The following is a 12983-nucleotide window of genomic DNA, read 5'->3' as shown; positions in this document are numbered from 1 at the left end:
GAGTTTACCCCCAGGGTGGCACCCCATTGTATGACGCTGGAGGATTTTAGTGACGTGACCGACGACACCGGCGGGAGCGAGGCAGAAGCCGACTCGGTGTCGTCGGCTGACAGCGGGACAGCCACGGGCGACACGGGAGCCGACGGAGTCGACAGCCAAGGCGACAGCAACACAGACGACCGCGACAGCTTCGAGCGCATCGCCGCCGACGTGGAGGGCGACGACACCGGCATGGGCGCGCTGTCGGTCTCACAGGGACTTCGCGTCGCCGAGGACGACGACGAAACGACGCTGCGGGCATTCATCACGACCGGCAACCGCGAGGCTGTGCGAATCGGTAAATACCTCCAGTTCCCTATCCGGACGATGAAACACTGTTCTGTCGGATTACGGGATTGGAATACGCCCAGGAGTTCCACGCCGACGACGCCACCGAGATCCACGCCCGCCGGATGATGCGGCAGTCGACCTTCGAGGAACGCGACTACAAGTTCATGGCCGATCTTGACCCCGTCGCCGTGCTCTACGAGGAGTACGACGAGGAGGGCGAGGTCGAACTCAACCGCCGGATGACCGATCGTGTTCCCAAACCGGGGGCGATCCTCAAGCAGGCGACCGACAGCGAGCAGATCAAAACCGGGCTCAACATCCCAGAGGAGGGTGTCTTTCTTGGCCATCTCTCGGTCGGCGGTGAGAAGGTCGAAACCGCCGCCAAACCGCCGACAATCGACTACCGGCTGACCGACAACTACGAGGCTGGTGACCCACTGGTTTTCCGGCACACGCTGGTCGCTGGCGGCACCGGCTCGGGGAAAACGCATGCCTCGAAAAACATCCTCCGGCAGTACCTCAGCGAGGAGCGGGCGTACCCGATGGACGATGGGCGGACAGTTCAGCCCGCTGTCGTCCAGTTCGACCCCCAAGACGAGTACGCCCAGATGCACGACGACAACCCCGAACTGGACGACGCCTTCGCCCGCAAACTGGAGCGGGAGAACGTCGCCTATGGCGGCGTTGACGACACGATCGCGCTCGTTCCAACCGAGGACGGCACGAGCTACCCCGGCGAGGGCCACCGCGCCGAACAGATCCAGTTCACGGTGCCGTTTTCGATGACCAAGGAACGGCCATGGCTCGTCGCCGGGAGCAGTCTCAACGATAACCAGTATTCGGGACTGCAAACGCTGCTTAATCGATTCTTCGGGCAGTACGGTGAGTCAGGCACCTACAGCCAGTTCAAAAGCTTCCTCGACGATCCGGCCCTGAAGGAGGAACTCGATGAATCCGGTCGCGTTCACGAGGCAACCTTTGACGCGATCAAGCGACGCGTCTTCGGGATGCCATCGGGTATTTTCGACCAATCAGCAAAGCCGATCACCGACCTCGACCACCAGCTTGTCCGCCCCGGCGGGCTGACGGTGGTACCGACCTACCACCTCTCATCGAGTCGCGCAAAGGAGCTGTGTGTGCTTGCTGTCTCGGCGTACCTGATCGACAGCAAGCTCTCGAACGCCCCCGACAGCGACCGAATCAAGGAGACGCCGGTCGTGTTGGGGATGGACGAGGCCCACAACTTCCTCGCGGATGCCGACACCGTCCAAGCCCGCAAGGTCGTCCAGAAATTTACTGAAGCCGCCAAACAAGGTCGCAAGGAGCGGCTTGGCCTCTTTCTCATTACCCAGGATCCACAGGATATCGCCGATCCGGTGTTCAAGCAACTGAATACAAAGTTGGTGCTCAACCTCGGCGACGAGGATGCGATCAACAGCGTCAACATCCCCGCAAATCTGCAGTCGAAGGTGCCATACATGGAGAAAGGCCAGTTCGTCGTCTACTCGCCCGACAACTCCGAGCCCGTCGAGCTAATCGGGCTGCCGACCTGTCTGACCCGGCACGACTGACCGACGCTGGCGGGTCGGGCGGAGACAGTGGGGTGACACAGCCCTTTTGCCATCACAGCGAGAACCCGCGGTATGGAAGTCGGCCTCGTCGCACAACGAGACAACAGCCGGGCGGTCGGCGTCGCCGAATCGATCAACGACGCCCTCGCCGACGACGGGGTGTCGACACGGCTCGATGCTGCTACCGCCGCCGCGCTGGGGGAGCCAACGATGACGGCCGACACGGTCGGCGACGCGGCCGCCAGCAGCGACGTGGGCGCGTTTGAAGCCTGTGATCTGGTCGTCAGCATCGGCGGCGACGGCACCTTTCTATTTGCCGCACGAGCCGCCGGCGGCACGCCGATGTTGGGCGTCAACCTCGGCGAGGTCGGCTTTTTAAACGCCGTCAGCCCGGAGAACGCGGTCGCCGCCGTTCGGGAGGCCGTCGATGCAATCGAAGCAGACAGCCACGAGATCAGAGAAGCACCACGGCTTACCGCCCAGTGTGGGAGCTTCGAGAGTATCCCCGCGGTCAACGAGATCGTCGTTACCGGGCCACGGCGCGGCCCCGGCGGCGGCGCGACGTTTCGGGTGACGATCGACGGATCGGAGTACACCCAGAGCCACGCCGACGGCGTGATGATCGCCACACCGACCGGCAGCACGGCCTACAACCTCAGCGAGGATGGGCCGATCGTCCATCCCTCGATCGGCGCGCTGATCGTCAACGAGATGTGTAGCGTCGATGGGATGCCGCCGCTAGTCGTTGGGGGTGACTGTGAGGTAACGGTGGCTGTCGACAATGCCGACTACGCTGTCGTCGTCAGCGACGGACGACGCCCTCACGAGATTGAAACACCGGCAGAGATCACTGTTTCGCGGGCGGAAACGCCGGTTCGACTCGTCGGGCCGGTGGCTGATTTCTTTGCGGCGCTGGATAAACTGTCGTAAGTCGTCAATCAGTCAAGCGACAAAGTGCGGCAGTGTTAGCCTACTTGCCCCACTGCTCGACGCGTTTCGGGCGGCTGGCGATCGATTTCACGTCGATCGGTTCGTCACTCGCCTGGAGCGCTTCAAGCGCGGCGTTCGCGCTGGCCGGCGTCGAGAAGTAGGTGATTTCTTCCTCGACAGCGACTTCGAGCAGATCGCGGTCACGCGAAACGATGATATCGAGTTCGCCAGCGCGGGCGGCATCAATCAGATCGACGGCCTCGCTGAACTCGAAGAACTCACCGAAGCCATCGGCCAGTTCCTCACCAGCCTCGGTGTCGGGATCCGGGAACGCCTCAGCCGAGAGGTCAAGCGCGATGGTGCCGGATTTCGGGATCGGCTTGCCGGTGGCATCTTGGGCTTTGTCGTAGGCCTTGCCAAAGGTGTCGGCACTGCCCATAACCTCGCCGGTTGATTTCATCTCCGGGCCGAGGCGTGGATCTGAGCCCTGCAAGCGATCAAACGGCAACACGACCTCCTTGACGCTGGTTTGTTCAGGAATCTGTTCAGCGGCGTCGATCTCATCCAGCGACAGGCCGGTCATCACCTTTGCGGCGAGTTTGGCGATCGGGACGCCCGTGGCCTTCGAGACGAAGGGGACAGTACGCGAGGAGCGCGGATTGGCCTCAAGCACATAGACCTCGCCATCGCGGACGGCGAGTTGGACGTTGAGCAGGCCGACCGTTTCAAGCGCGGTGGCGATATCTTCGGTCACTTCGCGGACGCGTGCGAGCGTGTCTTCGCTGAGCGAGCGCGGCGGGATCAGACACGCCGAGTCACCGGAGTGGACGCCCGCACTTTCGACGTGTTCCATGATACCGCCGATCAGCACGTCCTCGCCGTCGGCGACGGCGTCAACGTCGAGTTCGACCGCGTCGCTGAGGAACTCGTCGATGAGGATCGGCTTGTCGGGGGAGACGCGAACGGCCTCCTCGATGTAGTGTTCGAGTTCGGCGTCGTCGTGGACAACGCGCATCGCGCGACCGCCGAGGACGTAGCTCGGACGGACGAGGACAGGATAACCGATGTCGTGGGCGAGTTCGAGGGCTTCGTTCTCGGAGGTCGCCGTGCCGCCTTCCGGCTGAGCGATGCCGAGGTCGTCCATCAGTTCGTTGAATCGGTCGCGGTCTTCGGCGAGATCCATCGCCTCGACGGTCGTCCCCATGATCTCACAATCCAGCCCGCGGCGGTCGATCTCGTCTTTGAGTGGGTCGCCGATGTTGACTGAGGTTTGGCCGCCGAACTGCACCATCACACCGTCGGCACCGGTGGCTTCGACCACGTCGGCGACCTCCTCGGCCGAAATCGGGTCGAAGAACAGCCCATCAGAGGTGTCGTAGTCGGTCGAGACCGTCTCTGGGTTGTTGTTGACGACGTGAGCTTCGACATCCAGATCGCGGAGCGCTTGGACAGCGTGGACTGAGCAGTAGTCGAATTCGACGCCTTGGCCGATCCGGATCGGGCCGCCACCGACGACAACGACGCTTTCGGTCTCCTTGTCGACGCGGAGTTCGCCGGCGGCTTCATCGCCGAGCAGTGGGCCACTGTGGAACTCCGGTAGGCGCGCGGAGTAGTAGTACGGTGTTTCGGCTCTGAACTCGCCGGCGCAGGTGTCGACCTGTTTGTAGTTGCGACCCGGGACTTCCTGTTCGATGGTGTCGACATCGACGCCGCCGTCAGCGATCTCGGCGATCTCGTTGTTCGTGTACCCGGATGTCGCTGCGGGCGTAAAGTCACCCTCTTGGGCGGCCTGTGCGGAGTCAGCGATGCGTTTGAACCGCTCGACGTACCACTCCTTGATCCCAGTAAGCTCGATGATCTCCTGAACAGAGTAGCCACGATCGAAGGCCTCGAACATGGCATAGGGACGATCCGGCGAGGGGCGTTCGAGATATTCTGCTTCCAGGGTTTTACCGTCGATCTCATTCCAGTTGACCGCTGGGTCGTACTCCGAGGAGCGCAGGGCCTTCATCAGCGACTCCTCGAAGGTCGAACCGATCGCCATCGCCTCGCCGGTCGATTTCATCGCGGTGTCGATCTCGAAGTCCACGTCGTCGAACTTGTCGATCGGCCAGCGCGGCACCTTCGTGACGACGTAGTCGATCGCGGGCTCGAAGGCGGCGGTCGTCTCGCCGGTGATCTCGTTGGTGATCTCATGGAGGCGTTTACCGAGGGCGACCTTCGCGGTCACGCGGGCGATGGGGTAGCCCGTCGCCTTCGAGGCAAGTGCCGAGGAGCGGGAGACACGGGGGTTGACCTCGACGACGCGGTATTCGCCGCCGGGCGTCCCGTCGTCGCGCCAGGCGTGCTGGATGTTACAGCCGCCCTCGATCCCGAGTTCACGGATCACCTTGAGTGCCGAATCCCGCATCTCCTGGTGGCCTTTGTCAGGAATGACCTGCGAGGGGGTGACAACCGTCGACTCGCCGGTGTGGATGCCCATCGGGTCGATGTTCTCCATGTTGCAGATGATGACCGTCGAGTCATCGGCATCGCGCATGACCTCGTATTCGAGTTCGACCCAGCCCTCGATGGACTCCGTCACAAGGACTTCGCTGTTCCGCGAGAGGCGGAGGCCCTTGCGGACGCGGTCGACGAGTTCCTCGAAGTCATCGACGATGCCCGACCCCGAGCCCCCAAGCGTGTACGTCGTGCGGGCGATGACGGGGAGGCCGCCGACCTCCTCTAAGGCATCCTCGACACGACCGCGGAAGGCTTCCTCGTCGAAATCGGTAACAGATTCGTCCTCATCAAGGGAGATCGTCGTCGATTTGGCGACCGGTTCGTCGATTTCCTCCATCCGCTGGCGGAACAGATCACGATCCTCGGTCGCGTAGATCGTGTCGAGTGGGGTACCCATGATCTCGACGTCGTACTCATCAAGGACGCCCTCCTCGGCGAGTTCGGCGGTAACGTTGAGCCCAGTCTGGCCGCCCAGCCCGGCGATGACGCCGTCGGGGTTTTCCTTGCGGATTACTTCGCTGATCGCCTCGGTGTTGATCGGTTCGATGTAGACCTCGTCGGCCATCTCCGGATCAGTCATGATCGTCGCCGGGTTGGAGTTGACGAGGACGACGCGTGCGCCCTCCTCCTGGAGTGCCCGGCAGGCCTGCGCGCCGGAGTAGTCGAATTCGGCGGCCTGTCCGATCTGGATCGGGCCGCTGCCGATCAACAGGATCGTGCGATCCTCTTCGTCTGTCGCTGACTCATCGCTCATTATCCTCGGGGAATACGCTCATCGTAATAAGGCCGACGAAAAGTTGCGAGATCCGCACCTTCGTTTCGAAATTCGAAGTCGTGTGGTACCATGACCCGTGGACGAAGTAGCAATCCGTTTCCTGCGGGCAAATTCTAAATTGACGCCAAACAGGCTTTCGGGACGGTTGTGGCGAGAGGATTGAGGCTATCCGTACAGAATCTCGTCAATATCGGTTTCATCTGTCTCAACACCTGAAGAAATCTTCCCCTTGTTGAACTGTTCAATAGCAGCCTCGTTCAGAGCCACTTGTCCGTCGCGAAAGGAGTCAATAAACGTGGATCGATCGTCGGTTGCTGAGCGAATTAATTGGGAGAGGATCTCCTGTTGGGTGACTTTCTTTCCTGTCTTGAGTTTGATCTCAGCCTGCAGTGCCTCAAGCTCAGCTTTCGCCTCCTCGTCTATCTTAACAGCGGTCGACATACCAGTAGGCAGTGGATACAACGTCGTCAATATTTCTACGGTAAGTCGGACGCAAATATAGTTTTGATTGACGAGGGGTAGCTGCACAACCTCGTCACAGTCTCACGACTGGTCTCCGACCCCAACACCACCAGCGAGTCGATCGATGCCGACGACGACAGCGGCACCAAAGATGGCGACAGCAACGAAGAGCCCGATCAATTCGGGCGTCCAGCCACGTCCGGCCTCAGTAAGTTCGATTCCAATCTGGACTACCGGGGCACGCAACGCGCCGACGATGAGACTCACCAGAAACACCAGCGTCGCCTTCCGGTAGTGCGCAAGTGCCCACTGCACCGCGTGGGCAACGGTAAACAACCCGACGATGCCACCGAGTAGAAAGACGACAATCGATGGTGCCGTCTCACGGAGAGCAACCGTGCCGTTACCACGAACAGCAGCGATGAGCCCATCAGTGAAGGTGCTGAGCGTCGTCGACATGTAGTCATACTGACCGAGCATGAGCAACAGCAGCGAGCCCGATACACCGGGCAACACCATCGCGGTGACAGCGATCGCGCCAGCGACGAAAACAATCGGCAGCGACGTGCCGATCGCGGTAGGAGCGTATCCCGAGAGACTGAACGCGAGGAAGACACCAGCGGCAGCAACGATCTTCCGGCCCCGCGTCGCCAGCGAAACCTCACTGTAGAGGACAGCCGCCGAAGCCCCAATCAGGCCGAAAAAGAAGCCGTAGGTGCCGACAGGCGCAACGTCGAGCAGGACGCTCACCACGCGGAGGATCGTCACCACGGCGGTGAGAATTCCTGCACCAACTGCAAGGAGAAACCCCACATCGAGTTCTCGGAGCGCGTCGACGGCGTCAGCGCGGTTCGCTGAGTCGAGGCCGGCGAGAATCCGACGAAGGCGGCTCGGCTCAACAGCGGTGATCGCGGCGATCAGGCGTTCGTAGATCCCGGTGATCAGGGCGATCGTCCCACCGGAGACGCCTGGGACAGCGTCGGCCGCGCCCATACAGAGCCCACGCAGGTAGATGCCGACAAACGCACGAAGCGTGATCATCGCCGGGCGTCAGACCTCATTGACGGCTTACCCACTCGCTTGGATCGATTGGCCGCCGAGTTGGAGCGGCTGTTCCTCGCTCAACTCGACATCAACGGCCGCGTCGTCGACACCGACGACCTGGGCCTCATCGACAGTCGCGGTGCCAGTGTAAAGCGCGCCGTCACTTGTTGCTTGGAGGCGGTACTCGCTGTTTGCGCGCACGCTGACGTTCGTGTAGCCGTTTTCGGGGCCGAACTCGTCGTAGCCGGTCGTTGAGTATGGCACCGTCAGCTCGAAGGTGCCGTCCTCGTCGGCGGTTGCATACTGTGTGTAGGGGAACGGTTGGCCGCCCGGCATGTTCATCTGCACCGTTGCACGAACCTCACTGCCAGCCGGTGCGCCAGAGCCTTCGATCGTCGCGCCCGGTACTTTCTCGAAGGTCTTCACCCAAGATGGTGTAGTTCTGAGCAGTTGGTTGACCGATACACCCGATAGTTGTTGCGTTCGTAGCAGTGTTCGGCGGTACTGTTGGCTGCTGGTCGCCGCGTTTGTATCGCTGGCTTTGACGAGACGATACTGTTCGAGTGCATCGACGCGTTCGGTCGGATTGGCACCGATACCGCCGAGTTGGGAACCAGGATTTTCTTCGACATAGGTTTGGGCTGATTCAAGCGAATCGAAGGTTCGCGTGGCGTTGTTCGATTCGTAGACGCTGATCTCAGTCTCGCCACCACCCTGTGTTGGCACTGTCCGCTGGTCGGCATCGAAAACAATCGGATCGGGATTGACCGCACTGCCATGATAGGCGTAGAGCCGAACCATCTGGCTATCGTAGTAGCGTTGATTACGGAGTGTGATCGGCTGGGTAAACTGTTCGTTTTGAACCGAGTACGCTTGGTTGAGGAAGTCTCTTTGGCTCACATTGTCTTTGAATACGGTTGGTGCGCCGAACTTCGCGCCCGGCGTGACTATCTCCCAGTCAACCATGACGTAGCGGGTTTCGCCGTCGTCGCCCATCTTCTCATCGAGGGCTGTTTGAGCGGCCGTTTCGTTCGGCGCGAGCAGGTAGTTGGCAGCTTCGGGCGCCCCCTGCTGGAACGGGTTGGCGTTCGGAATGCGTTCGCCGTGGACAGTGATCCAGTGGCCGTAGTCCCACCACGATTGGACGCCGTAGGCGCCTTCTGGATAGTCATAGTCGCCATCGGCGGGTCGCTCGTAGGTTCCAGTTGGATCCATCGCTTCGGCGTCAGGATCCTCGAGTGTCCCGGGAGCCGGAGTTTCCTCGTTCATCCACTCTAAGTTGTCATCCCAAATTTCCACGGCACCGGGGCCGTTGCTGTTCGGACCAGCGGTGTCCCACGCTGCAACCGTCGGGAACACAAATGGCGCAAGGACAAGGAAGACGATCGTGACACCCGCCATGACCTGCCAGCCTTCGAGTGAGTCTACGGACTCCCGTACTGAACCAGCGGTCGAACGAAGGTCAAGCAGGTCAGAGGCTTGAGCGATGAAGATTGCGTTGAAAACGGCGACGACAACGGCGAGATAGTAATTGAACCGATTCTGGGTGAACGCTGCGGAGATGATGAACGCGCCCCAGACGAGAAGATAGAGTTCGGTCGCATCGTAGCGATGGCGCAGCGTTGCACCAACGATCAGCCCGGTACTGATGAGCAAGCCAAGCACCTGCCAACTCGTTCCGAAGAGGCCGGCGATCTGGTCGACAACCGGCGAACCGAGATAGATCAGGCCGACCGTTGTGAGGGCGGCGGCGACGTAGCCTGTGTCGCGCGTATCGTCGCTTTGGATCAGTGGGCGGGCGAGGATAACGAGGGCTGCGGCGATCGCGGTAAACAGTGCAAGCCGATACTCGCTGTAGATGAACTCGAAGGGAGGGTTATCTGCGAGTGGTGGAGCTGCTTCGCCGATGGTTCGGGAACCTGCAGTTGCGCTGAATCCGACACGATTGAGCAGTGGTGTAATAAGATCCGTTACGAACCAAGTGAAGAAGGCACCAGAAACGAGTATTAATAAGCCAACAGTGACTGGATACCATATTTTATCAATCTCTCGGGTTTCCCACTGTCGGGCAAGGTAGGCAAGAAAGAGACTGCCAAATCCAACGCCAAATGGAAGGATAACCTGGAGGAGACTGTAATCAGTCGAACCGCCAATCGTGAAACTCGTCAGCGGAACAAACATCAACAGGCCGGTGACAGTCATCGAAACAGCACCAACGAACGCCATCGGTTCGGGGCTCCGGTTGTGATACACGTCGGTCGTGATCTTGAGCGTGAAGAAGATACCAGTAAATCCGACAAGGATTATCCCAGGTGGCCATGCCCACATATAGAGGGCTGCCGCAACACCGGCCGCGACAGAGTACAAAAGCGGTCGACGGAGTGCATCAAAATCACGATCGACGACGAGTTCCCAGACAGGTTGTGACTGTTGGGCAACAGCGATTGCTGTCACGAAGCCAAGGACACCGAGCGTCTGGAAGAACACCTCAGCCGCTTGGTGGTCATAAAAGCCAACGAGGCTATATGTGAGAACGCTTCCCGGAAGGAGTGCGAAAACAGCGATACCAACGAGGGCTGGCCATCGCCCTGCAAGTCGAGCGGCAATCAGATACGCAGGAATGATAGTAGCGGCCAGAAACACCGGCGCGGCAACAAGCATAATCAGCCCGGCGTACTCGGGTGAGGGATCACCAAAGCAGTAAGCAGAATGAATCCAGCGACGATCTGATCATAGAGGGTGCCGAACTGCTGGGCAAGAGTTCCTTGCGCATAGTTCGTCATTGGATCGAACGGCATCGTCGACGGGAAGTGTTCGAGCAGATAGTTCGTCTGGCGGTAATGGTACCACGGATCGTTACCGCGGAACGTAACTCCATCGTCGGTTTGGAAGTTCTCCAGTGCGCGGAGGCGGACGGCCAACATGAACGCCAACAATCCCAAAAGAATCGGGACGTGATAGAACTGTTTGAGGAGATCTGAGGGATCCGACTCGCGGAGACGCTCGAGCCAGTCAGTTACTGCGTCTTGCATTACCTCGACACAGTTTCAACCAGTCAATAAGGCTTGTGAAACACGGCACCGGCTTCACAGTCAGAGCTGGAGGTGCATTCGCAGGTGCAACACTGTATTGAGGGGAAGCACAATTCTTATTCGCCGTATCAGATAACGTGAGTTAATGAACGTCTCCGTCGTCATCTGTACATACTCGATGCATCGGTATGATCCATTCTCCGAGTGTGTCGAAAGCGTGCTGGCGCAGACGTACGAGCCACTCGAAATCGTACTTGTTGTCGATGGCAACGAGGATGTGTTCGAGCGCGTTGACGACGACTTCGGTGACTGCGAGAACGTCGTTCTACACAACAACGACGAAAATAAGGGGATATCGTACAGCCGCACCAAAGGAGCCGAAATCGCATCCGGAGAGATTGTCGCGTTCACCGACGACGATGCGACAGCTGAACCGGACTGGATCGAGAAGTTGGTTGCAGTATACGAGGAAACTGACGCCATCGCAGTTGGTGGCGATGTCCAACCAGACTGGCAGACTGAGAAGCCGGCCTTCTTTCCGGAGGAGTTCTACTGGCTCGTCGGTGTCGTCGAACCGGGATTCGCGTCGGATGGTGAGGAGGTTCGAAACACGTATGGATCAAACATCTCGTATCGCCGCGAGGCTTTCCTCAATGTTGGAGGATACGATCCGAACACAGGGCGAAAGGGCGATAAACACCTACAGGCACATGAAGCACCAGCAGGGATTCGGCTGTTAGAAGAGTACGGCAGAGGGATGGTCTTCACTGAGGAGGCCGTTGTCCATCATAAATTATTTGACTATCGCGGCGATTTCCAGTGGCTCGTATCGCGGTCGTTCTGGCAAGGGTATTCCAAGCGCGTAATGGATCTCTTGTACCCGAACGCGCCTGATAACAAGAGCGCGTATCTAAAACAGCTGTTGACGCACTTCGTCCCGAAGCGGCTGAAGGGGTTGGTTCGGTCGCCCTCTGTGGCCGAAGTGACGCAGTTACTTTCGATTGTTGTTTTCACTGGTGCCGTCGGCTTGGGATATCTGTACGCGATGCTAACGCCAAACGTTGTAGAAAAAGCGAACAGCTAGCTCACGTATTCCTCGTACCACTCAGGAGTGGTATCCGCGTGGTCGACAGCGTCCGCAACCACCTCATGGATCCCCTCATGGAACGCACTAACCGAAAACCGGTCAGCGAACGACGAGATCTCGTGGGAAGACCACTCGATGCCGTCACGTTCGAAGTGCTTGACGGACTCTCGAATCCCCGCTGTACCGGTCGCTCGGTCGTGTCGATAGCCGTTCTTCCCTGGAACAACCTGATACTGAGTCATTCCTTCGTTGACGCCCAGTAGTGGTGTCCCTGCTGCGAGGGCTTCAACCGGTGCGATACCGAAATCTTCGTCACGGCCATTAAATACGAACGCTTTTGCTCCGGCCAGTAACGAACGTTTTCGCTCCTCTGAAACGAATCCCTCGAACTCGACGTTCTCCTCAGCCATCTCTTCAAGCGTGTCACGTTCGGGGCCGTCGCCAGCGACGACTGGGTGTTCGTCCAGTTCATTGAATGCCCGGACGATGCTGTCGACATCCTTGTGCCAGTCCAACCGCGAAAGCGTCACGTAGTAATCCCCCGTCTCGGTAGCACTCGGCGAGTACGAGTCGGTATTCACCGGTGGGTACACTACACGAATCTTATCTTTGGGAACCCCCAGTACCGTACGAGCCGTCGCTTCACCAACTCAGAATTAACCACGAACAGATCCGGTCGGTGCGTGTTGTGATCATACGCCACCCGCAGCGTATAGTAGAGTAGGAGAGTCACTGAGGGGAACCGTGAAGACGTGACTTCGGTGATCTGATCGGATTGTCGTCGGTTTGTGTGGTGGATATACGCTACCCACGTCTGATCATCGGGTGGGACGTAAAATAGCGGCTCGTTTCCACTCGTGATCAAAACGTCGTACTCTCGGAGTGGTTCAGCTATCTGCCAGCCGAGCAAGTGAGCAAACTGACGTGTTATCCCACCGCGCTCAAGCGCCCACTTTAGGAACCGCCCCTGAATGAGTTGCTTTGGGTCGATGTCATCCGGTTCGATGCTATGATCCCGCCAACCAACGTAGAAGGGAGCAGACTCAAAAATGCGAGCGAGCTCCCATGCCAAGCGGTCGCCGCCGCCGTCGGCGTGTTCGCCCCAATGTGCGACGGCGATACTCTCGTTCAGCGACGCCATGTTATCAGCGTCATTATTTTTTGTATCACCGCGAGGAGAGTCGCCATGCTTGGTCATTAGTATCTCTTGTATCCCCACAGACATATTGTTCACGCCTCATCCTGATGGT

7 protein-coding genes and 2 pseudogenes are annotated in these 12983 nt (G+C 59.2%); 3 read left to right on the top strand and 6 right to left on the bottom strand.

The genetic code is table 11. From position 1 onward, the window contains the following. The first annotated feature begins 30 nt into the window (after positions 1 to 30). Together ACFQJB_RS09125 and ACFQJB_RS09120 are read left to right on the top strand one after the other, a co-directional pair. Positions 31 to 1901 (top strand): annotated as a pseudogene (locus tag ACFQJB_RS09125) (ATP-binding protein). 72 nt (positions 1902 to 1973) lie between these two features. Beyond that, positions 1974 to 2831 (top strand): NAD(+)/NADH kinase, encoded by an 858-nt coding sequence (locus tag ACFQJB_RS09120; RefSeq protein ID WP_379726439.1) that lies wholly within the window; start codon positions 1974 to 1976, stop codon positions 2829 to 2831. Positions 2832 to 2871: 40 nt separating this feature from the next. On the opposite strand, the gene carB is transcribed toward ACFQJB_RS09120, so the two are convergent. The 5 genes from carB to ACFQJB_RS09095 form a co-directional block, all read right to left on the bottom strand. Further along, positions 2872 to 6087 (bottom strand): carbamoyl-phosphate synthase large subunit, encoded by a 3216-nt coding sequence (gene carB / locus ACFQJB_RS09115; RefSeq protein WP_379726436.1) that lies wholly within the window; start codon positions 6085 to 6087, stop codon positions 2872 to 2874. 186 nt (positions 6088 to 6273) lie between these two features. Further along, a complete protein-coding gene (locus tag ACFQJB_RS09110; RefSeq protein ID WP_379726433.1) occupies positions 6274 to 6549 on the bottom strand; it encodes a hypothetical protein in 276 nt (91 codons plus the stop codon). A gap of 102 nt (positions 6550 to 6651) precedes the next feature. Then, the gene (locus ACFQJB_RS09105) at positions 6652 to 7611 is read right to left on the bottom strand and encodes a DUF368 domain-containing protein (RefSeq protein WP_379726430.1); all 960 of its coding nucleotides are present in this window, start codon (positions 7609 to 7611) and stop codon (positions 6652 to 6654) included. Between the two features lie 27 nt (positions 7612 to 7638). After that, complete coding sequence (locus tag ACFQJB_RS09100) at positions 7639 to 10275, bottom strand: oligosaccharyl transferase, archaeosortase A system-associated (RefSeq protein WP_379726427.1); 2637 nt, start codon at positions 10273 to 10275, stop codon at positions 7639 to 7641. A gap of 2 nt (positions 10276 to 10277) precedes the next feature. Then, positions 10278 to 10646 (bottom strand): STT3 domain-containing protein, encoded by a 369-nt coding sequence (locus tag ACFQJB_RS09095; RefSeq protein WP_379726424.1) that lies wholly within the window; start codon positions 10644 to 10646, stop codon positions 10278 to 10280. A 145-nt stretch (positions 10647 to 10791) separates the two neighbouring features. Between ACFQJB_RS09095 and aglG the strand changes: the two genes are divergently transcribed. Then, positions 10792 to 11730, top strand: coding sequence for a glucosyl-dolichyl phosphate glucuronosyltransferase (aglG, locus tag ACFQJB_RS09090; protein ID WP_379726421.1), 939 nt, complete (start codon positions 10792 to 10794; stop codon positions 11728 to 11730). Here the strand turns inward: aglG and ACFQJB_RS09085 are convergent. Then, positions 11727 to 12874, bottom strand: a pseudogene (locus ACFQJB_RS09085) (glycosyltransferase). The gene aglG and the pseudogene ACFQJB_RS09085 sit on opposite strands and share 4 nt — an antisense overlap. Positions 12875 to 12983: the final 109 nt, after the last annotated feature.

Source organism: Halonotius sp. GCM10025705 (genome assembly GCF_042662885.1).
GTDB lineage: Archaea > Halobacteriota > Halobacteria > Halobacteriales > Haloferacaceae > Halonotius > Halonotius aquaticus.
This window is presented reverse-complemented; position numbering and strand designations above follow the sequence as displayed.